This is a genomic window from Oscillospiraceae bacterium NTUH-002-81, from assembly GCA_032620915.1.
Taxonomy (GTDB): Bacteria; Bacillota; Clostridia; order Lachnospirales; family Lachnospiraceae; genus JAGTTR01.
In genome coordinates this window covers 169323-191228 of record CP136052.1, presented here as the reverse complement: position 1 = coordinate 191228, position 21906 = coordinate 169323, and the positions used below count along the sequence as shown (strand labels likewise).

Annotated in this window: 22 protein-coding genes and 1 pseudogene; 5 read left to right on the top strand and 18 right to left on the bottom strand. The window is 53.6% G+C overall.

Going from position 1 to position 21906, the window contains the following annotated elements; all coding sequences use genetic code 11:
- Nucleotides 1-8 precede the first annotated feature (8 nt).
- From RJD28_00965 to RJD28_00920, 10 genes are all read right to left on the bottom strand, one after another.
- Entirely contained in the window at nucleotides 9-707 is a 699-nt protein-coding gene (locus tag RJD28_00965) for an N-acetylmuramoyl-L-alanine amidase (protein WNV58168.1), read from the bottom strand.
- A 63-nt stretch (nucleotides 708-770) separates the two neighbouring features.
- On the bottom strand, nucleotides 771-1625 hold the full coding sequence (locus RJD28_00960) for a shikimate dehydrogenase (protein ID WNV58167.1): 855 nt from the start codon (nucleotides 1623-1625) through the stop codon (nucleotides 771-773).
- 212 nt (nucleotides 1626-1837) lie between these two features.
- Complete coding sequence (locus RJD28_00955; GenBank protein ID WNV58166.1) at nucleotides 1838-2830, bottom strand: N-acetylmuramoyl-L-alanine amidase; 993 nt, start codon at nucleotides 2828-2830, stop codon at nucleotides 1838-1840.
- The gene (locus tag RJD28_00950; protein ID WNV58165.1) at nucleotides 2827-5226 is read right to left on the bottom strand and encodes a homocysteine S-methyltransferase family protein; all 2400 of its coding nucleotides are present in this window, start codon (nucleotides 5224-5226) and stop codon (nucleotides 2827-2829) included. The genes RJD28_00955 and RJD28_00950 overlap by 4 nt, the downstream gene beginning before the upstream one ends.
- A 199-nt stretch (nucleotides 5227-5425) precedes the next feature.
- Nucleotides 5426-6094 carry a vitamin B12 dependent-methionine synthase activation domain-containing protein gene (locus RJD28_00945; protein WNV58164.1) on the bottom strand — a complete coding sequence of 223 codons (669 nt, stop codon included), beginning with the start codon at nucleotides 6092-6094 and terminating at the stop codon, nucleotides 5426-5428.
- Nucleotides 6095-6114: 20 nt separating this feature from the next.
- Nucleotides 6115-6981, bottom strand: coding sequence for a methylenetetrahydrofolate reductase [NAD(P)H] (gene metF / locus RJD28_00940; protein WNV58163.1), 867 nt, complete (start codon nucleotides 6979-6981; stop codon nucleotides 6115-6117).
- Nucleotides 6982-7092: 111 nt separating this feature from the next.
- Entirely contained in the window at nucleotides 7093-8931 is a 1839-nt protein-coding gene (locus RJD28_00935; GenBank protein ID WNV58162.1) for a glycosyl hydrolase family 18 protein, read from the bottom strand.
- A 163-nt stretch (nucleotides 8932-9094) separates the two neighbouring features.
- Nucleotides 9095-9871, bottom strand: a complete 777-nt coding sequence (locus RJD28_00930; GenBank protein WNV58161.1) for an MATE family efflux transporter — start codon at nucleotides 9869-9871, stop codon at nucleotides 9095-9097.
- On the bottom strand, nucleotides 9825-10427 hold the full coding sequence (locus tag RJD28_00925) for an MATE family efflux transporter (GenBank protein ID WNV58160.1): 603 nt from the start codon (nucleotides 10425-10427) through the stop codon (nucleotides 9825-9827). The genes RJD28_00930 and RJD28_00925 overlap by 47 nt, the downstream gene beginning before the upstream one ends.
- Nucleotides 10417-10902 (bottom strand): MarR family transcriptional regulator, encoded by a 486-nt coding sequence (locus tag RJD28_00920; protein ID WNV58159.1) that lies wholly within the window; start codon nucleotides 10900-10902, stop codon nucleotides 10417-10419. The genes RJD28_00925 and RJD28_00920 overlap by 11 nt, the downstream gene beginning before the upstream one ends.
- A 258-nt stretch (nucleotides 10903-11160) precedes the next feature.
- Between RJD28_00920 and pflB the strand changes: the two genes are divergently transcribed.
- The 5 genes from pflB (at nucleotide 11161) to RJD28_00895 (ending at nucleotide 15062) form a co-directional block, all read left to right on the top strand.
- Nucleotides 11161-13206, top strand: a complete 2046-nt coding sequence (gene pflB, locus RJD28_00915) for a formate C-acetyltransferase (GenBank protein WNV58158.1) — start codon at nucleotides 11161-11163, stop codon at nucleotides 13204-13206.
- Between the two features lie 37 nt (nucleotides 13207-13243).
- Nucleotides 13244-13510, top strand: coding sequence for a hypothetical protein (locus tag RJD28_00910; protein WNV58157.1), 267 nt, complete (start codon nucleotides 13244-13246; stop codon nucleotides 13508-13510).
- Nucleotides 13511-13527: 17 nt separating this feature from the next.
- Entirely contained in the window at nucleotides 13528-13770 is a 243-nt protein-coding gene (grcA3, locus tag RJD28_00905) for an autonomous glycyl radical cofactor GrcA3 (protein WNV58156.1), read from the top strand.
- A 213-nt stretch (nucleotides 13771-13983) separates the two neighbouring features.
- Nucleotides 13984-14751: a pyruvate formate-lyase-activating protein gene (pflA, locus tag RJD28_00900; protein WNV58155.1), complete on the top strand. Its 768-nt coding sequence runs from the start codon at nucleotides 13984-13986 to the stop codon at nucleotides 14749-14751.
- 140 nt (nucleotides 14752-14891) lie between these two features.
- Nucleotides 14892-15062: a 4Fe-4S binding protein gene (locus RJD28_00895; GenBank protein ID WNV58154.1), complete on the top strand. Its 171-nt coding sequence runs from the start codon at nucleotides 14892-14894 to the stop codon at nucleotides 15060-15062.
- A gap of 141 nt (nucleotides 15063-15203) precedes the next feature.
- On the opposite strand, the gene RJD28_00890 is transcribed toward RJD28_00895, so the two are convergent.
- The 8 genes and pseudogenes from RJD28_00890 to RJD28_00855 form a co-directional block, all read right to left on the bottom strand.
- Nucleotides 15204-16067 carry a helix-turn-helix domain-containing protein gene (locus RJD28_00890; protein WNV58153.1) on the bottom strand — a complete coding sequence of 288 codons (864 nt, stop codon included), beginning with the start codon at nucleotides 16065-16067 and terminating at the stop codon, nucleotides 15204-15206.
- Between the two features lie 149 nt (nucleotides 16068-16216).
- The gene (dnaB, locus tag RJD28_00885; GenBank protein WNV58152.1) at nucleotides 16217-17575 is read right to left on the bottom strand and encodes a replicative DNA helicase; all 1359 of its coding nucleotides are present in this window, start codon (nucleotides 17573-17575) and stop codon (nucleotides 16217-16219) included.
- 227 nt (nucleotides 17576-17802) lie between these two features.
- On the bottom strand, nucleotides 17803-18249 hold the full coding sequence (gene rplI, locus RJD28_00880) for a 50S ribosomal protein L9 (GenBank protein ID WNV58151.1): 447 nt from the start codon (nucleotides 18247-18249) through the stop codon (nucleotides 17803-17805).
- Nucleotides 18250-18251: 2 nt separating this feature from the next.
- Nucleotides 18252-20297: a DHH family phosphoesterase gene (locus tag RJD28_00875; protein ID WNV58150.1), complete on the bottom strand. Its 2046-nt coding sequence runs from the start codon at nucleotides 20295-20297 to the stop codon at nucleotides 18252-18254.
- Nucleotides 20298-20502: 205 nt separating this feature from the next.
- The gene (rpsR, locus tag RJD28_00870; protein ID WNV58149.1) at nucleotides 20503-20763 is read right to left on the bottom strand and encodes a 30S ribosomal protein S18; all 261 of its coding nucleotides are present in this window, start codon (nucleotides 20761-20763) and stop codon (nucleotides 20503-20505) included.
- A gap of 66 nt (nucleotides 20764-20829) precedes the next feature.
- Nucleotides 20830-21273, bottom strand: coding sequence for a single-stranded DNA-binding protein (locus RJD28_00865; protein WNV58148.1), 444 nt, complete (start codon nucleotides 21271-21273; stop codon nucleotides 20830-20832).
- A gap of 25 nt (nucleotides 21274-21298) precedes the next feature.
- Complete coding sequence (gene rpsF, locus RJD28_00860; GenBank protein ID WNV58147.1) at nucleotides 21299-21586, bottom strand: 30S ribosomal protein S6; 288 nt, start codon at nucleotides 21584-21586, stop codon at nucleotides 21299-21301.
- A 117-nt stretch (nucleotides 21587-21703) separates the two neighbouring features.
- Nucleotides 21704-21887 (bottom strand): annotated as a pseudogene (locus tag RJD28_00855) (DUF951 domain-containing protein).
- Between the last annotated feature and the right edge of the window lie 19 nt (nucleotides 21888-21906).

The window sequence follows — 21906 nt, the reverse complement described above, 5'->3', positions numbered from 1 at the left end:
ACTTTTCCTTATCCGGCATTGAGAAACGCCATCACGCCCATATAAATTGCCCAGGCTGTTTTTTCCTGATATTCCGCCGTTTTCAGCAGTTTTTCTTCCTCGGGATTTGATAAAAAACCGCATTCTGCGATGACGATGGGCGCGTCTGTTTTCTTCAGCAGGTAATAACTTTTATTGCCTTTCGCCTCCCGGTGGTTATCCGGCGCCACATGGGAAATGAGCTGCTGCTGGATGAGCTGGGCCAGCCGTTTGCCCTCCGCCGAGTCCGCATAATAGAACGTCTGCGCCCCGCGGATAGCCGCATCCTGATAACTGTTCTGATGCACGCTTACCACACAGTCCGGTTTCGATTTACTGATCAGCGCACAGCGGTTTTTCAGATCCTCCACCTTTTTGCTGCCGTTTTTCCGGCTGTCCAGCCCCTCGTCCGCCCGTCTGGTCATCACCGTTTTCACATCCGCCGCCTGCAGCATCCGCTCCAGCCGCAGGGCGATGGCAAGGTTGATGTCCTTTTCCAGCGTGCCGCTCCCGCTCACCTTTCCCGGATCCTCCCCGCCGTGCCCGGCATCAATGACCACCACAAATGTCTGCGCTCCGTTTTTCACCGCATCCGCGGACACCGCCGTCTGGGCCGCCTCCCGGGAAAGCACCCAGGCCGCCAACAGGATCAGAAGGCTCATCAGCAGTTCCAGCTTATTTTTTCTCATAAAAAATCCCCGGTCATACACTCACAAAAGTATATGCCCCGGGGAAATGGGTTATTCGGGTTGTTATAATTCCGGAAAAGCCGTCCGCTTCACCACATCCACCGGCATATCCTGCCCTGTCCACAGGCGGAACGCCTCGGCGCCCTGATAAAGCAGCATACCCAGCCCGTTGGCAGTGGGAAGTCCGGCCTGCTCTGCCATGGCAAGAAGCGCCGTTTTCTTCGGATTGTAAATGATGTCTGCCACAAACAGCCCATGATGCAGATAGGACGCATCGGGGATGAGGCACTGCCCCTGCAGATTGCCCATACCCACATTGGTGGCATTTACCAGCAGATCTGCCTCCTCCAGCTTCTGCCGCAGCGTGGTGGTGTCCGCGATGGAATACGCCTCCGCCTGACAGCCGGTGGCTTTGCGGATCAGTTCAGCATTTTCGGAAGCGTCTGACCGGTTGAAAATGGTGATCTTCGCCGCCCCGTCCAGCGCCGCCTGCACGCTGATGGCCGTGGCTGCGCCGCCTTTTCCCAGGATCACCAGTTTTTTCCCGGCAATGTCGATGCCCTCTGTGGCCAGCGCCTGCAAAAATCCGGTACCGTCGGTGAGGTATCCCACATAGCGATCGCCCTCCCGCACCACAGTATTCACCGCTCCGGCCAGCCGGGCCGCCGGGGAAATCTCGTCCAGATAATCCATGATCCGCCGTTTGTAAGGCATGGACACGTTAAAGCCCTGGATGCCCAGCGCCTTTAAGCCCCGCACGCCCGCGTCAAACTGCTCCTCCGGCGTCTCGAAGGCCACATACACGCCGTCGATGCCCAGCGCCCCGAAAGCGGTGTTGTGCATCAGCGGAGAAATGCTGTGGCGGATCGGGTCCGCGATGATCCCGTACACCTTCGTATATCCTGTAATATTCTGCATCTCTTTCCTCCTACATCCCTATCTGCTGCATAACAAATCTTTTTCACATCCGTATTCATGCATGGCACACGAATGGATTATTCCTTCCGGCAGGTCAGCAATCCCCTGCCTTGTTTCGGCTCGTTCTGTGACACTTGATATCTTCTATCCTATCCAGCAGATCATCGATTCCTTTTCCTGCTTCAAAGCGTGCTGTGATGTCTTATCTCTTCTTACTGCGAAAAGAATTGATCCAGCCCGTTAGCCATGCCCTGTACCATTTTTGCCTGATAATCCTCTGTCGCCATGAGGGCATCTTCCTCCGCATTGGACATATAGCCCATTTCCACGATGGTCACCGGCACCTGGCACCAGTTAATGCCGCTCATGGTGTCCGTCTCCCACACCGTCGCCTTGGAAACGCCAGTGGCTGCCTGAAAAGCATTCATGATGCAGTCCGTCAGCTTTCTGCTGCTGGCATAAATGTTGGCGCAATAGGGATTCTTGCTGGTAGGACAGATGCCCATGGCCCCTTTCACCGATGTGTTGTCGGAACCGTTGGCATGGATGCGCACAAAAGCGTCCGCGCCTGCATTGTTTGCCATCTGTGCCCGCTCGCTGTTGCTGATGTTCACATCGTTCTGGGTACGGATCATCAGCACCTGATAGCCCCGGCTTTCCAGCTCTGTCTGCAATTTCAGCGCCACCTGCAGCGTCAGCTGGTATTCTGCCAGACCACTGGCCTTGCCGGAGGTGCCGCCCGCCACCTTGGCCTTCGTCTCGGAAGCCCCCGGGCCAATGGGCTCCTTCTCGCTGTTGCCCTTGGCCTGATGCCCGGCATCTATGGCCACCAGATGACCGTTGCCGCTGCCCGCCGCATTGCTGTTCTCTGCCGGAACGGCATCCCCATTCTGCACGGAAGTATCCTGACTTTCTGCAGTTTCAGAGCCGTTTTCGTTTCCCAGTGCAGACTGCACCGCATCACTGTTCAGCTTCTCATTTAACGAGCCGCCGCCCACGGATAAATCCGGGGCATTCCCAGCAATCTCGTCTACATCTGTTGTATCTGACACGCCGGAATCCGCCTCATCTGTCTGCACTTCCGCATTTGTCCCGGTTCTGACATCTCCCTTATCGTCGCCCGCGGAACTTCCACAGCCTGTTATGCACAGCCCCGCCAACAGTGCCAGCGCCAGCAAGGCTCCGGCTATTTTTCTCTTTTTCATACTCCCTGTCCCTCTTTACGCCCCAGCACCTGTCCGGCGTAGTTGACGGATGCCATTGCGTCTTTGCAGTAGGCATCGGCGTGAATGGTGTCCGCGTATTCCTGGGTGAGCACCGCACCGCCCACCATGACCTTGATGGTGGGATCAGCTGCGTTGAGCTGACGGATGGTCTCCTCCATGCTGGGCACAGTGGTGGTCATGAGGGCGCTTAAGCCCACCAGCTTCACCTGCTGCGCCAGCGCCGTCTCCACGATGGTCTCCGGCGGCACATCCCGGCCCAGATCAATGACGTCATAGCTGTAATTTTCCAACAGTACCTTTACAATGTTTTTGCCGATATCGTGAATGTCACCTTTGACGGTGGCCAGAATGATCTTGCCTTTTTTCTCCTGCACCACGCCGCTGTCCGCCATCTGCTGTTTGATCACATCGAAGGCTGCCTTGGCCGCCTCGGCGCTCATAAGCAGCTGGGGCAGGAATACGGTGCCCTTCTCGAACCCCTTGCCCACCACATCCAGCGCCGGGATCAGTTCCTGATTGATCACATCCAGCGGCGCCGTGGTTTTCAAAAGCGCTGCGGTGGCTGCTGCCGTCTGTTCTTTCAGCCCTTTGCGGATACATTCCTGCAGGGGCAGGTCGCCCTTGGCTGCTGCCGGTGCCGCCGTCGTCTGGCCCGCATACCGGGCAATATAGTCCTGGCAGTTTTCGTCCAGCCCGGCCAGCGCACAGTAGCTGAAATACGCCCGCATCATATCCTCGGAATTGGGGTTGATGATGGCGGCGCTCAGGCCGTTCTGCATGGCCATGGTGTAAAATGCCGCGTTGATGTTCGGTCTGGCCGGAAGTCCGAAGGAAATGTTGGACACGCCCAGGATCGTATGGCCGCCCAGCTCATCCCGGACGCGCCGCAGCGTTTCCAGCGTCGCCAGCGCCGACCGGTTGTCAGAGCTGATGGTCATGACAAGGCCGTCGATGATGATGTCCTTGGCCGCAATACCGTAGGAAGCCGCTTTTGCATAAATCCGTCTGGCAATGGCGATCCGCCCGTCCGCATTGTCCGGGATGCCGTTCTCATCCAGGGCCAGGGCTACCACTGTGCCGCCGTATTTTTTCACCAGCGGAAATACCGCGTCCATCACCTCATCCTTGCCGTTGACAGAATTGATCAGCGGTTTTCCGTTATAAATCCGCATGGCCCGTTCCATGGCGGTGAAATCAGACGTATCGATCTGCAGCGGCAGGTCGGTCACCGTCTGCAGCTCCCGGATGGCCTCCTCCATCATGGACGGCTCGTCGATCTCCGGCAGGCCCACGTTGACATCCAGAATGTGCGCCCCCGCATCCTGCTGGGTCACTGCTTCCTTTAAAATGTAGTCCATGTCGTGATCCCGCAGCGCCTGCTTGAACTTGGATTTACCGGTGGGGTTGATGCGCTCACCGATGATCACCGGCTTGGGGCCGATCTCCACCGCGTTGGCATAAGAGGACACGAAGGTTCTGTTCTTGGGCACCACCGGCACCGGTGTCAGATGCTCGCACCGCTTGCGCAGCTGCCGGATGTGCTCCGGCGTCGTACCGCAGCAGCCGCCTGCCACCCGCACGCCATGGCGCACCATCCGCTCCATAACCTCCGCAAATTCCTCCGCATTGATGTCATACACGGTCTTGCCGTTTTCGCTTCTGGGCAGGCCTGCATTGGGGTTCATGATCACCGGCACGGAAGCATATTGCAGCAGATCCAGCAAAATGCCCTCCATCTGTACCGGGCCCAGACCACAGTTGATGCCCAGAGCGTCCACGCCCAGTCCTTCCAGCAGCGCCACCGTGGACGCCACATTTCCTCCGGTGAGCAGCTTGCCCTTCTCATCAAAAATCATCGTCGCCATCACCGGCAGATGGCTGTTTTCCTTGGCCGCCAGAATGGCCGCTTTCACCTCGTAGCTGTCGCTCATGGTCTCTGCCAGCACCAGGTCTGCACCGGCTTCCTCCCCGGCACGCACCACCTGGGCAAACAGGTCATAGGCTTCCTCAAAACCCAGGTCGCCCAGCGGTTTTAACAACTTTCCGGTGGGGCCGATATCCAGCGCCGCAAACACCTTTCTGCCCGCCAGTTTTTCCGCCTCCCGCACGTTTTTCACCGCCGCGCGTACCAGCTCCGGTACTGGAAATTCCCCGTCGTCCGGGAATTTCAGCCGGTTTGCCCCGAAGGTATTCGTATCGATAATGTCCGCACCGGCCTCGATGTACTCCCTGTGGATCTCCGTCACAATGTCCGGGTGCAGTATATTCCATGTCTCCGGCAGTTCTCCGGGCTGAAGCCCCCGCTCCTGCAAAAGACTTCCCATACCGCCGTCCCAGAATACGATCCGCCGGTCGATCTCTTTCATGATATCCATAACTTACTTTCCTCCTGTGGGCTTTGATTCTTTTTTATCTTTCGTATCTGCCATTTCACCAGTCTGCCCCCAGCCCGCTTGTATTGGCGCGATTCGCCATTTGCCCGTGCTGTCATGCCACTTGCAACATCCGTTCCGCTCGCAGCTTTGACATTCTTCCATTCATGATGTCTGTCCTGTCTGCGTCTTTGGCCTCGTTCTAGCTGCGCCGATATGCGCAGTCCGTATGCGCGCAGCTCTCACACCCCTGCCGAATGCAGTGGCTGTCCTCCCGGCTGATGCCGATGATAGCCGTCACCGATTTGGAGGGCATCATCAGCAGGCTGTCCGTCAGCGTCACACCGATTTTCTTCGGCGTCTCCAGGATCTGCAAAAACTCTCTCTGAAATTCCAGCGGCAGGTCGCCGTACCCCGGACTGAAACGGGGCCGCAGATAGTAAGGCCCTTCCCCGCCGGAAGAAAGCGCCGCCAGGATCTCCTCCTCGCAGGCATCGCAGTATTCCTCAATGGCTTCCACCGATACGGCCTGGAGCACCACCGCCCGGCTCACCTGCAGCCGGTTGTATTTCCAGAGCAGATGCTCCACCCCGCTGCCCAGCGTGGCCGCCAGAAATGCCGCCTGTCCGCAGCCCTTTAAGTTTTTGGCCAGATTTCGACTGTGGATACAAGTAAACCCAAAATCCACCGCGTCTTCCGTCACCTGTCTGATCGGAAAGATCCGGTACACAGACCGGAACTCCGCCGTCCGGAAAAGCTCCTCCTCTTCCTGGGCAATGAGCTGCAGGGTCCGGGCATCCGCCTCCTGGCCGCTTTTGTAGCCCAGATAGCGCAAAATTTCCCGCTCATTCAAGTTCTGCCGATCTTTCAACGTCCTCACCGCTTTCCGGCTTATTTCAGAATTTCTGATAAATTATGCATCACTGCCTGGGCGATCTCCGGCTTGTTCATAGAATATACATGAATGCCCTTCACGCCGTTGGCAATGAGGTCAATGATCTGCTCGGTGGCATAGGCGATACCTGCCTGCTTCATGGAAGCCGGGTCGTCCCCAAACTTGTCCACCATCCGCTTGAACCGGGTGGGCAGGTAAGTGCCGGACAGCTCACAGCTTCTCTTGATCTGTTTTTTGTTCGTCACCGGCATAACACCGGCCAGCACCGGCACGGTGATACCCATTTCCCGGATCTGATACAGGAAGCTGTACATCACACTGTTGTCAAAAAACATCTGGGTCGTCAGGAAATCACAGCCTGCGTCCACCTTTTCTTTCAGATGGCGCATGTCCTCCCGCTGGTTGGGGGCCTCCACATGTCCCTCTGGATAGCAGGCTGCGCCGATACAGAAATCGCCCTGGCTCTTGATATCCTCAATGAGCTCTGCCGCATAATGATACTGGCCCGGAAGGGGGAACTCGGAGGCTGCCGGGATATCGCCCCGCAGTGCCAGCACGTTCTCAATGCCGTGATCCTTCATCTGGCCCAGCACCTCATGCACCTTCTCTTTGGTAGAAGATACGCATGTCAGATGGGTCAGCACCGGTGTGTTGTAGGTTTTCATCAGATTGGCTGCGATATCAATGGTGTAGGCGCTGGTGCCGCCGCCTGCGCCGTAGGTAATACTCATAAAATCCGGCTGCAGCTCTGCGATCTTCATGGTCGCCTTTTCCACGGAAGCATAGTTGTCCATGGTTTTCGGAGGGAATACCTCAAAAGAAATGGTCGGTCGGTCTTTCTGCAAAATGTCTCTGATCTTCATGCTTTTCTCCTTCAGATGTTCTTCATTTTAAGAAAAGGGCGTGTCCCTTTTCTGCATCCGGTTCACGCCCTGTCTTTTATTTCTCTTTCCTGCAAAACTTTCTGCACTTTTTTAATTGACATACTTCAAGATTATATCCCAGATGGAAGATTTTTCAAGGCCCAGTTTCCACTCGGCAATACCAGCCAGGTTATATTCTTTCAGAAGCTTTGCTTTTTCCTCGATGGACTTCTCTTCCTCCATCCACACCTTAAAGGTGGAGCCATCTTTTTCAAATTCCGCATAATACTGCGCCGTCGTGTCATCCCAGGTCGGGGTCGCGCCGTTGGCCGTCAGCACATCTTCCACCGCCTGCATGCCCAGTGCCTGGCTGCTCAGCTTGTACGGAATGTACTTGTAATCCACTGCCGTGGTGTCCTCTGCGGCGATCTCCTCCTCGGTCTTCGGCGTCTCCTGCCACAGACGGGTGTAGAACGGCACCGCATTGATGACCTTCTCCGCCGGTACCTCTGCCAGCGTCTGCTCAATGCCGTCCCGGACAAAACCGATGGAAGCCACTGAACCGCTTTCCTCGGAGCCTGCGAAATGCTCATCGTATCCCATGATAATCACGTAATCTGCCACCACGCCCTGCTCCGCCCGGTAATAATGGGAAGAATAAGCCTTGGGCACATAGTTGTCCACAGACAGCACCAGATTGTTGCTCCGGCACTTGATGGACAGTTCCCGTACAAACTCGATAAAATGAATGCCGGTCTCACTGCTCAGCTTCTCAAAATCCACGTTGATACCGTCCAGACCATACTGGATCGCCTGGGCAATGAGCTGATTGATCAGATTTTCCCGCTTGGAGGTATAGGAAAGCACCTCATAGGTGTCCACACCTTCCTTGAAATTGTCGATCATGCCCCACACTTCCAGGCCGCTCTGGTGGGCGTAATTCACATACTCCGCAGAAGCGATGGAATCCAGGTTGCCGTCATTGTCCCCGATGGTAAACCAGGTGGGAGAAATGGTGGTCAGCCCCTTGGTGGAGGCAATGGTGCTCAGCACCGTGTCGTTGGCTGCTGCCGTCGTCACGTTATGCCATGCCATGTTGATCGTATAATCTTTGGAAATGTTCGTGTAAACCGGCGCCTGGAAATCCCCGGAGGACGCCAGCTCCTGCGCCTCCACACTGCCCAGCCGCTTGTTACGCACGTAGCCGATATAACCGTCCGCCGTGCGCACCTTCGTCCAGTCTTCAATGCCCTCCTCGGTATCCAGCACCGTCAGGGTATCCCCCTTCTTGCCGTCCGTCAGGATCGGGCTCTTGATGCCTGCCTTCTGCCGTACCGCCTCATCATCCTTCAGCGTCGCCACATTCTGGGTGCCCCACTGATACAGGATCTCCACCCGGTTGGGACTGTCATAGAGCTGATATTCCAGATCGGTATACTGCTTCACAAAGTCCAGCGCCACATACGTATCGTTGCCCTCGGTTTTTACAATATTATAGTTGAAATTCTGCCGGTCCTTGCCGATATAATATTCGGAAGAGCCCACCGGCACCTTCACCAGATTGTCCGGCAGCGCATACAGCAGCTGATTCTCATTGGCATCCCAGTAAAAACGGGAGTTCAGGCTGTTCTGCACCGTCTCAAAATTCACATACGGCTGTCCGTCGATAAGCAATCCGTGCAGCTCTGCCTGCTCGTTCTGCAGGATCACTGCCACCTCATCGTCCGCCTCCAGACCGAAATACGCCATCTGATCTGCCCGCTCATCGGACAGGGAATACTTGCGGATCACACCCGCGATCAGCACCACCGCCAGCACCAGAACGATAAACAGTACCCCTGCCAGCACCGGCATCATCCGCCGTCTCCGGTTCCGGGAACGCCGTCTCCTGCGCCTGTTCCTGTTGCTGCTTCTATTATAATTGTTCCTGCTGCTTGTGCGATTCGCCATGCAGGCACCTCCTTAGTTTTGATCCTCTTCTGTTATCATACCTACAGATTGCTCCGATATCTTTCGCAATCCTGATATCTTAACTATTATAGCAATAATTTAGTGCCCCGTCATTATGCAATTTTCTTAAATTTTTCAAAAACAGTTCACTCGAAGAGAGCGCCTACAAATACCCATATCGTTTTCTCTTCCCCAGCAAAAACATCGTGGAAATGACAAATGCCGCGATCTCCGCCGCCAGTGCGGACCACCAGATGCCATCCACCTCCCAGAGCATGGGCAGCACGATGACCGCCAGCATCTGGAAAACCAGCGTCCGCAGGAAGGATACTGCCGCTGACACGGCGCCGTTGTTCAGCGCAGTGAAAAAGGACGAGACAAAAATATTGTATCCTGCCAGCAGGAAGCCAAAGGCGAAAATATGGAACGCATGGACGGTCATGTCCACCAGCCCGGCATCATACCCCACAAAGATCCGGGCAAACAGACCCGCACCGGTTCTGCCCAGCACCAGCATGACCACACCGGCCAATCCATTGAGACAGACGCTTTTGCGCAGCACGTTTTTCAGTTCCTCCCGGTTATCCGCCCCGTAATGATAGCCCACCACCGGCGCCGTACCGATGGTGTAGCCGATGAAGATCGCCACGAAAATAAACTGCACATACATGAGGATGCCATACACAGCCACGCCGTCCTCCCCGGCAAACCGCAGCAGCTGATAGTTGTACACCACCCCCACCAGCGAAGAGGAAATGCTGGACATGAGCTCGGAGGCACCGTTGGTACAGGACAGCACCAGGGGTCGTAGCTCCAGCCGGACACGCCGCAGCCGCAGCAGACTGTCATTGGGCCGGAGAAAATACACCAGCGGCAGGAAACCGCCCACGGATTCACTGATCCCGGTGGCCAGCGCCGCACCGGCCACACCCCCAGTCAAAGACCGCCACAAACAGAGCATCCAGCACCATGTTGGTCACTCCGGCAGCCACCGTAGCCATCAGCCCCAGTTTCGGTTTTTCTGCTGTGGTCAGAAAGGTGTGAAACACGCTCTGCAGCATGAAAGGCGTCGTAAATGCCATGGAAATCCGGCCGTACACCAGACAGTCCTCCATCATCACCTCCGTTGCGCCCAGCAGCCGCACGATATCCGGCAGAAATACAATGCCCAGCACAGTGGCAGAAATGCCGCAGATCACCGTAAACAGCACGATCATGGAAAAATACCGGTTGGCCCGCTCCTGGTCTCCCTCTCCCAGTGTCATAGCCGTCAGCGCACTGCCGCCGGTGCCCAGCATAAACCCGATGCCGCCCACCATCATGAGAAAGGGCATCACCAGGTTGATGGACGCAAAGGGGATTTTCCCCACATAGTTTGACACAAACAGCCCATCCACCACGCCGTAAATCGACGTAAATATCATCATGATCATCGGAGACAGGCAAAAACGGATGAGCCTGCCATACGTAAAATGATCCGATAATTTAATCCTCATGCTTTTTCTTCTCCTTTTCCTCTTCCAATGCCTCCGTCAGCTTTCCCATATGGAAAGCCAGCAGACGGGTATATTTCTTATATAAATAAAGAAGGTTGCTCTGTTCCTTCGCGGAAAGCTCCCCGATACTGTCATACTCTGCTTCCAGCACCAGATCCACCGTCTGGGAAGCCAGATGCCGCCCCCTTACCGTCAGGTGCACCCGTTTGCTCCGCTTGTCACTCATGGGGCGCAGCTCTAAAAGCCCCTCCTGCTCCAGCTTTTTCAACGCGGAATTCACCGTCTGCTTGGGCTCACACAATACCGCACACAAATCTCTCTGGGTATATTCCCCTTCCGACTCCCGCAGCGTGTACAGGATCCAGAACGCACAGTCCGTCAATCCCAGAGCCCGGGTCACCCCGTGATAAATCTCATTATTTTCCTTACATATCCGGTTAAACTCCACAAGAGCTCCTCTTGCACCCATTTCCATGATTTTCCTCCGTTTCCATTGGTTTCTCAGTTCTTCCATTCCCCACATTTAAAAAGTCCGATTTCAGACTTTTTACAGTTTAGTCCGATTTCAGACTTTTGTCAATGTTTTTATTTTAACAATCGGTTTTGAAACTAAAAAAAACATACTTTGTATTTCAAAAAGTACACACAGTTGCTTGACGCTAACAGGCATTTCTGCATATAATGAGGGCACAGAAACAGCAAAACTTTTCAAACAAACAGGAGGGTATTAAAAATGAGACCAGAGTGGAGAAATTTCACAGGCGGCGCATGGGAAACCGAGGTTGATGTCAGAGACTTCATTCAGAAGAATTACGAGCCTTATGACGGAGACGACGCTTTCCTTGCAGGCCCTACACAGAACACCAAAGATTTATGGGACCAGGTACTGGATCTTTCCCGTCAGGAACGGGAGGCAGGCGGCGTGCTGGATATGGATACCAAGGTGGTATCTACCATCACCTCTCACGCAGCAGGGTATCTGGACAAAAATAAAGAGACCATCGTTGGTTTCCAGACAGACAAGCCTTTCAAGCGTGCCATGATGCCTTACGGCGGAATCCGTATGGCCATGAAGGCGTGCGAGGACAACGGCTATGAGCTGGACCCGGAGGTTGTTGAGTTTTTCACCATCCACAGAAAAACACACAATGCCGGTGTATTTGACGCTTACACCCAGGAGATGAGAGACTGCCGTTCCGCCCACATCGTTACCGGTCTTCCGGACGCTTACGGCCGCGGACGTATCATCGGCGATTACCGCCGGGTCGCACTGTACGGCGTTGACCGCCTCATCGAGGACAAGATCGCCCAGAAGGACTCCACCTCCCACATCATGACCGACGATGTGATCCGTGACCGAGAGGAGCTGTCCGAGCAGATCAAGGCCCTGAAAGAGCTGATTAAATTAGGCGATATTTACGGCTGTGACATCCGCAAGCCCGCTTCCAACGTACAGGAAGCCATCCAGGCCGTTTACTTCGGCTATCTGGCAGCTGTCAAGCAGCAGAACGGTGCGGCTATGTCCCTGGGACGTACTTCCACCTTCCTTGACTGCTATGCACAGAGAGATTTAAAAGAGGGCACCTTCACAGAAGAGCAGATCCAGGAGTTCATCGACCACTTCATCATGAAGCTGCGTCTGATCAAATTCGCACGTACCCCCGAGTACAACGACCTGTTCTCCGGCGACCCGGTTTGGGTAACCGAGTCCATCGGCGGCGTGGGCATTGACGGACGCCACATGGTAACCAGGATGTCCTTCCGTTTCCTGCACACCCTGACCAACCTGGGCCCGGCTCCCGAGCCGAACCTGACCGTGCTGTGGTCCACCAGACTTCCGATGAACTTCAAGAAGTTCTGTGCGAAGACTTCCATCAACACCTCTTCCATCCAGTATGAGAACGATGACCTGATGCGTGTGACCCACGGTGACGATTATGCCATCGCATGCTGCGTATCCTCCATGAGAGTCGGCAAGGAAATGCAGTTCTTCGGTGCCCGTGCAAACCTGGCAAAGTGCCTGCTGTATGCGATCAACGGTGGTGTGGATGAGATGACCAAGAAGCAGATCGGCCCGAAATACCGACCGGTAACCGGCGAATATCTGGACTTCGACGATGTTTGGGACAAGTATGAGGATATGATGGAATGGCTGGCCGGCGTGTATGTCAACATCCTGAACATTATCCACTATATGCATGACAAATATTGCTATGAGAGTCTGGAGATGGCACTGCATGACAAGCATGTAAAGAGATATTTTGCAACCGGTATCGCAGGCCTGTCCGTAGTGGCTGACTCCCTGTCCGCCATCAAATATGCGAAGGTCAAAGTCATCCGGGATGAGGACGGCATTGTTACCGGCTTTGAGACCGAGGGCGATTTCCCGAAATACGGCAACGACGATGACCGTGTGGACGCACTGGCAAAGAAGCTTGTCACCACTTTCATGAATATGATCCGCAAACATCACGTATACAGAGACGGTTTCCCCACCACTTCCATCCTTACCATCACTTCCAACGTGGTATATGGTAAAAATACCGGAAGCACACCGGACGGCCGTCAGAAGGGCGTTCCATTTGCACCGGGTGCCAACCCGATGCACGGCAGAGACAGCCACGGTGCCGTTGCATCCCTGTCCTCTGTTGCCAAACTGCCGTTCCTGGATTCCCAGGATGGAATTTCCAACACCTTCTCCATCATTCCGGGGGCGCTGGGCAAGGATGACAAAGTCATCGCCGGAGACCTTGACATTGATTTGGGTTTGGATAAATAATAAAAAGGGAATCTACTCATAAACAGGTGATCCGGCTATGGAAAACAGATCACCGAATGACAGGGGAGATTTTATCATGGAAAATATCGACAACGATAAATTACTGGACGACATCATCGCTTTCCTGGATGGCTCCGCCGCCAAAGGCGCAGGGCATCTGGGCGTGGAAGTCAACCAGAGTGCAGGCAGCAGCATTTCCCGCACCGTAGACACCGGTTGTATGGACTGCGCCAAGGGAAATATCGCCTGCAAGGTTCCGACCATTGATGACGCGATTGACGAGACGATCCGCAAAGAAAAATAGACAAGGAGGACTTCACTATGGCAGCAACACAGGCACAGGTTGATAACCTGGTTGGTTTATTGGACGGCTACGCACAGAAAGGCGGCCACCACTTAAATGTAAACGTATTAAACAGAGAGACCCTTCTGGACGCACAGGCACACCCGGAGAAATATCCGCAGCTTACCATCCGTGTATCCGGATATGCCGTAAACTTCATCAAGCTGACAAAGGTACAGCAGGATGAGGTAATCGCAAGAACCATGCACGAATCTCTGTAAAATTTTCATAATGCATTTCGACTGTTGTCGGACAGACAGCGCCGGAATGCAGCTGCGATACGGGGTTCTATGACGCTGTGCAGCTTCTCATTAGTGCATGATGGGCGCTGCCGGCGCTCTTGCACCTCGCAGAATATTTATAACTTAGAACAGCCTGCTTTTGCGTCCAACGGCGCATTGGCAGGCATTCTCTTTCGAAGGGAGACTGCCATCATGAAAGGTTATGTACATTCACAGGAAAGCTTCGGCACGGTAGACGGCCCCGGCATCCGCTATGTGGTATTTGTGCAGGGATGTCCCATGCGCTGCCAGTACTGCCACAATCCCGATACATGGACACCGGCCATCGGCCAGATGATGGACACGGACGAGATTCTGGCCGCTTACGAGCGCAACCGGGTCTACTATCAGAACGGCGGCCTTACCGTCACCGGCGGCGAACCGCTGCTGCAGATCGAATTTGTCACCGAGCTTTTCGAAAAAGCCAAAGCAAAGGACATCCACACCTGCCTGGACACCTCCGGCATCACCTTTCAGCCGGATAACCCGACCCGGATGGAAGCCTTTGACCGCCTGATGCAGTCCACCGATCTGGTCATGCTGGACATCAAGCACATCGATCCCGAGAAACACCGCATCCTCACCGGACAGCCCAACGACGGTATTCTGGCTTTTGCCCGGTACCTGTCCGATCAGAAAATTCCCATCTGGATCCGCCATGTGGTCGTTCCCGGCATCACCGACGACGCAGAGTCCCTGTACCGTCTGGGATATTTCATCGGCGGTCTTCGAACCCTGCGGGCACTGGATGTGCTGCCCTATCACACCATGGGCATTGCCAAATACGAGCAGCTGGGCATTGATTATCCGCTGCAGGGTATCCCGCCCATGGACAAAGCCCGGGCTCCCGAGCTGCGGGCCGAAATCATCAGGGGAGTAAAACAGCGACGCGCGGAGCTTCGCAGCTCATTTTGTAATTGATAAAAAAATCACATTTTTTGAAAATTTTCCCCTTGTATAATCCGGGTTTTTGTATTAGAATAAAGCATAGCGCAGGAGGGACAGACTTCTACGCTATAATATTAGCATCTAATTTATTTATTTTTAAGGAGGAGACTATTATGGCATACGTTATCAATGACACTTGTGTATGTTGTGGAGCATGTGAGGGAGAATGTCCTGTTGGAGCAATTTCTCAGGGCGAAGGCAAATTCGAGATCGATTCCAGCGCTTGCATCGACTGTGGTGCATGTGCAGGTTCTTGCCCGACCGGAGCTATTGAGCAGGAGTAATCTTCTCGCCCAGGCTTCATTTGAATAATAAAGGGTGCCGCCCGTCATCAATCCCGATGACTTGCAGCACCCTTTATTATTTTGATCCGTTCAGAGCCAAGCAGATTTTCAGGCAAAAGCGTGCGTCATGCTGGCATGAGCTCAACGCTTCGCAAACAGTCCGCCCCGGCTCTTTTTCTTCTCTTTCTTTTCCAGTTTTTTGAGCCTTCTGGCCTCCACCCGGGCCGCTGCCGCTTCCTTTCTGGAGCGCTGGGTCAGACGGATGGTTTCATCCAGCTTCTTGAACCGCTCGTCCTCCCGTTCTTCCCGGACACGCATAAGATAATCCATTTCCTTCAGCACATTGTCGCTCACCTGGTCACTGACCTGATCGCTGACCGAACGGCTCAGTTCCCGGTTATTCTCCTGTAATGCTTTCAGCACGATATTTCCCAGGATCATCTGGAACTGCTGCATGCGATCCCCTTCCGCTGGCGCTGTCGGCGCGGTTACCTGCGCCTCTTCAGCTGGCAACTCCTCACTTTTTATCTGTTCTCCGGTATTTTTCTCCGAATCCGCTCTGGTCTTTCGTTTTCCCTCAATGGTTTCCTGCGTGTTGCTCTCTGTCATCTGCACGTTCTGAGTAGCCTGCGCCTTTGGGATAGCCTGTGTTTTCTGACCTGTCGCTGCTTTCGAGACTGTCTGCATCTGGGAGGAATCCGGCGTTTCCGCCTCCTCCACCGCCTGGTTCAGCGCCTCCCGCTGTTTCAGCAGCTTGTCCATGTCCAGCCTGCCATTTCTCCTCAGCTCCGGCAGAAGCATTTTGATGGCTTTCAGCTGGAAGCCCCGCTCCTTCAGTTCCTTGATATTTTTAAAAAGAGTAATGTCATCTTCTGTATAGTACCGGTGTCCCATCTCATTTCTGTCGATAGGGAGTGAAAGTTCTTCTTCCCAATAGCGTAAGACATGCGCTTCCACATCCACCTGCTTCGCTGTCTCTGAAATCATATAGCGTATCTCACTCATGACTTCCCCTCCTGAAAATAATTCTTATCATTCATCAGTGCTATTATAGCGCACCGGAAATGATGGAACAATGATTATTTCCAGAATTTTCCAGTTTTTCATTGACAACGTTCGCCACAACTACATTTTTTTGTCGAACCTGATACACATCACTCTCCACCATAACCGCCGGACACATCCCGCTCTGGATTACCGAACTTGGTGTACTGCGGCAGCCATGCCAGCTCGATGGTGCCCACCGGGCCGTTTCTCTGCTTGGCGATGATGATCTCGGCCAGGCCCTTTTTCTCAGAGTCCTTGTTATAATATTCATCACGGTAAATGAACATAACCACATCGGCATCCTGCTCGATGGCGCCGGATTCTCGAAGGTCGGACAGCATGGGCCGCTTATCCGGCCGCTGCTCTACCGCACGGCTCAGCTGAGACAGCGCCACCACGGGCACGTTCAGTTCTCTGGCCAGTGCTTTCAGGGAACGGGAAATATCGGAAATCTCCTGCTGCCTGGAATCGGTGCTTCTGCCGCCGCCGGACATCAACTGTAAGTAGTCGATGATGACAATGCCCAGATTGTGCTCCAGCTTGTATTTCCGGCATTTGGAACGCAGCTCTGCCACGCTGATGCCGGGAGTGTCGTCAATGATCAGGTTTGACCGGCCGATGATGCCCGCGCCCTCAATGAGCTTCTCCCAGTCTGCATCCGCCAGATTACCGTTACGGATGGCCTGGGCGTCTACGTGAGACTCCAGGGACAGCAGGCGGTTCACCAGCTGTTCCCGGGACATCTCCAGACTGAAAATAGCCGCGGTGATGTTGCTCCGAAAGGCCACATACTGAGCGATATTCAGCACAAACGCCGTTTTTCCCATGGAAGGACGGGCGGCGATCAGGATCAGGTCAGAGGGCTGCAGCCCTGCTGTCCGGTAGTCCAGATCAATGAAGCCGGTGGCCACGCCGGTGACGTTTCCTTTCGTCTTGGAGGCCGCCTCGATACGGTCCAGCGCGTTGATGACCACCTGACGGATGGGCACAAACTCGCCAGTATCGCCCTTGGACACCAGGTCAAACACCTTTTTCTCCGTCGTTTCCAGAATGTCTTCCAGCTTCTCTTTTCCCGCATAACACGTATTGGAAATTTCGTCCGTCACTTTGATGAGGCGGCGCAGCATAGACTTCTCCCGCACAATTTCCGCATAATATTTGACATTGGCAGAGGTGGGCACCGAGGTCAGCAGTTCCCGGACGAACTCCAGGCGGCTCACCTCCGGCGGCACATCTTTTTCCCGCAGACGATCCTGCAGCGTGATCAGATCCACCGGCTTACCTTCATTATAAAGTTCCACGCAGGCATCAAAGACGATGCCGTACTGTTTTGCATAAAAATCTTCCCCGGTGATGATCTCCGACGCCACAAGAATGGCATCCTTGTCCATCAGCATGGAACCGACCACTGACTGCTCCGCCTCTTCGCTGTGCGGCATGATCCGCTTGATTACGGCCTCTTCCACAGTTCACCCTCCATCCTTTTTATCCAGAAAGGCGGACAGCTGCATTCTCCTGCAGCAGCCCGCCCTTATCCCTTCGTTATCACTCTGTTTTCATTGCGTACAAATCTCAAGCTCTCTCATGTACTACTCAGCCAAGGCTGATGTACGACTCCGATTCCGCACACAAAATCGTTCCACCGCCTGATCCAGCACCCACTCACAGGCTGCCCAGACAGGTAGCTTTCAACTTACGCCTCGGTCACGATAACTTTCAGCTCCGTTGTCACCTTGGGATGCAGTCTCACCGGCACCATGTGGGTTCCCAGAGACTTGATGGGTGCTGCCAGCTGCATTTTCTTCTTATCGATGTCCATGCCCAGCTGCTCCTGTGCTGCCTGTGCGATCTCCTTGGAGGAAACGGAACCGAAAATCTTGCCGCCCTCGCCGGTCTTAATCGTTACCCGCACGCTGGAGGCTGCGATCTTTGCACCAAATTCCTTGGCTTCCTCGTAGATCTCCTGCGCCCGTTTCTCCTCGTGGGCCTTCTGCAGCTTCAAATCGTTCATGTTCTGGCTGTTGGCCTCCACGCCCAGCTTCTTCGGCAGGATAAAGTTTCTCGCATAGCCGTCATTGACATTGACCAGTTCTCCCTTTTTTCCAAGGGCTTTGACATCCTGTAATAAAATAACCTTCATAATTATAACGCTCCTTCTTCCTGCATTTTATTCAGTGTCTCCTTCAAAATGCTCTTGGCCTCATCCAGAGTCACATCTCCCAGCTGCGCACCGGCAATGGTCATATGGCCACCGCCGCCCAGCCGTTCCATAATAATCTGTACATTCACTTCATCGATGGCGCGGGCACTGACATAAATCGTATGATTGTACTGGGTCAGCACAAAGGACGCCTTCACACCGATGATATCCAGCAGCTCGTTGGCCGCCTGGGCACCGACGATGGTGGGGCTCTCCAGCCCGTCGCCCTCGCATACGGAAATGGCAAATACGCCCTGATAAATCTCCGCCTTGCGTACCACCTCAGCACGCGCCTTATATTCCGTCATGTCATAGCGAAGCAGTTTTCGGATCCTGGTGATATCCGCGCCGCTCCGCTTCAGGAAGGCTGCTGCCTCAAAGGTACGCACGCCTGCCTTACTCATAAAGTTGTCCGTGTCGATCATGATGCCCGCATACAGGCAGTCAGCCTCGGACTGTTTGATCTTCAGGCCATCGTCAAAATACTGCAGGATCTCTGCCACCATCTCGCAGGCAGAGGATGCATAGGGCTCGATGTACGACAGCGTCGCATTCTCGATGACCTCGCCGCCTCTGCGGTGATGATCCAGCACCACAATGGTCTTGCATTTGTTCAGAAGCTCCTGACACTCGGTGTAGCTGGGCCGGTTCGTATCCACCACAACCACCACCGTGCTGCCGTCGGCCCGTTCAATGGCCTGGGGGCTCTTGATGACGATATCCTCCGCCTTGTCCTGACCGGCAAGGAAGCTGTCCATCAGCGGACGGAGGGAAGTGGTTACTTCATTGACCACGATATTTACTTTTTTATTCAGGAACACAGAGGCCCGGTAAATACCTACTGCAGCGCCGAACGCGTCCACATCCGACAGCTTGTGCCCCATGATGATGACTCGATCCTTCGTCTGAATGATCTCCCGCAGCGCCTGGGCTTTCACACGGGCTTTCACACGGGTGGTCTTCTCCACGGTCTTGCTCTTGCCGCCGTAATAGGAAATGGAAGAGCCCTCTTTCAGCACCGCCTGATCGCCGCCCCGGCCCAGTGCCAGGTCGATGGCCGTGCGGGCATACTCGTAATTCTGGGCATACGTGCTGCCGCCGATACCGATACCAATACTCAGAGTGATGGGCATCTCATTGCCGATATTCACCGTTTTCACATCGTCCATAATGTCAAAACGCTGTTCCTTGAGCTGGCGCAGATACTTGTACTTGAAGATCACGAAATACTTATCCTTCTCCAGCTTTTTCACAATGCCTTCCACACCGGCAATGTATTTGTTGATCTTTCGCTCGATGAGCGCACCCAGCAGAGACTGCCGCACTTCCTCGATGCTCTCCAGTGCCTCATCGTAGTTGTCAATATAGATCAGGCCGCTGACCATGCGCTGCTCCCGATTTTCCCGGATAGCGATGTTCAGATCCGTCTCGTCAAAAAGATAGAGCGCCACCAGATACCCCTCGTAATCGGTGGTGTCCACCAGACTGTTGTTTTCCAGCATGCCGTCAATGGTGATCTTACGGAAATCTGCCCGGAAATCCCGGTCTTCATAGTGGATATGGCAGCTCTTCACGCCTTCCTCATCGGGCATATCCTCCCGGTGAAGCTCCGGTAAAATAGCGAAGATCGACTTCTTCCGCGCATTGTCCGCGCCTACCACATCCATAAACGCTTCATTTCTCCACACCATCTTCCCCTGGTCGTCCAGAAGCGCATAAGGCACTGCCAGCTCCTTCAGCAGGGACTTCTGCACCTGCCCATATTGTGTGGCAAAGGAAATCAGCTCATTCAAAATCAGCGGCTTGTTATATACATAAAGAATAATGACCGTAACCACATAGATCCCGATGAAAACGCTCATCACCATACCAATGCGTACATCCATCACATAGATCCAGAGATTCATGGCGGCCAGAAGCACCGTCAGCATGATCGGCCACTGCATATAAGAACGAAGCTGTCCCTTAAGCTTTAACTTTTTCTTCATACCTGTTCCTCCGGTGTCCCGCACCTGACCGGGGCGGGAAATAACGATAAATGAACAGCTTTTATTATACCATCTTTGTATGTAAAGGGGAAGCGGAAAAAAACGATAGAATTTGTCTGTAAGATATGTATACGAAACGAAAAGGAGCCGCTGCTCCGCAAATGACTGCTCATCTGCATTGCAACAGCTCCGTGACTGTTCAAAATTAGTCCTGAACGTAAGGCATAATTGCGATATGTCTTGCTCTCTTGATCGCAACGGTCAGTGCTCTCTGATGCTTTGCACAGTTGCCGGTGATTCTTCTCGGAAGAATCTTGCCTCTCTCGGAGACATATCTCTTTAACTTATTAACGTCCTTGTAATCGATCTCGTTGTTCTCTTTGCCACAGAATACGCAAACTTTCTTTCTTCTGCGTCCGCCTCTTCTCTTCATCGGAGAATCGCTTCTATCATTTTTGAATGCCATGATTATTTACCTCCTGTTCGGATTCCTGTTATAAAACATTATTATAGGAAAACACTGAAATATTGTTTAGTTAAATGGCAGCTCCTCATCAATTCCGTCCGGAATGTTCATGAAGCCATCGCCAACTGCAGCGGCCGGTGAAGGTCTGTCTGCAGGCTGATGATAACCCCCATCATTGCTGCCTGCTGCTGCCTTGCTCTCAGCAAATTCCAGTTCCTCAACGATGATCTGCACGCTGTAGACCTTCTGGCCATCTCTATTCGTGTAGTTGTCGTTCTGGATTCTGCCGGTCACAACCATCTTTGTTCCCCGCTTCAGATATCTCTCAACAAACTCTGCCTGACGGCCAAATGCCGTACAGTTGAAGAAATCTGCCTCTGCATCTCCGGCTCTCTTGAATCTCCGGTCAACAGCCAGGGAAAAACGTGCAACTGCGCTTCCGTTCTCGCCCTGAGAATATCTTACTTCCGGGTCTCTTGTCAGACGCCCCATTAAGATTACTTTGTTCATTGAATCTCCTTCTTCTGTCTGGGTCCTATGCTTCCTGCTTTACGCATAAATATCTGATAACATTCTCCATGATGCGAACGTGTTTCTCGATCTCAGCCGGAGCGGATGTCTCAGCGTCAAACTGGATGAAGTAGTAGAAGCCCTCTTTCATCTTCTGGATCTCGTAAGCAAGTCTCTTCTTACCCCAGTCATCCACGTTGGTGATCACGCCGCCGAAACGTGTGATGTACTCCTTGGCTTTCTCGACTGTTGCCAGTCTCTCTTCATCTTCGAGTTTTGCATTCACAACAAGAGCTAATTCATATTTTGTCATGCTGTTTTACCTCCTTATGGTCTCTGGCTCCCCATCTGATGGGAGCAAGGATTGCTGCCCTGATGCGAGCAGTTAATATATCACGAATATTGATGATAACATAAAAAAAGCCTTTTTTCAAGGCTTTTTTCGCAAATCTCTTGTATTTTTTTCCACCAGTTTGCGGGCGATCATGATCTGATGGCCACAGCCGGTGCACTTCAGACGAAAGTCCGCACCCACACGGAGGATTTCCCATTCAAAGCTCCCGCAGGGGTGCTTTTTTCTTCAGTTTGACGATATCGCCAACCTCGTATTCCATCGCACTTCCTTTCCGGAGC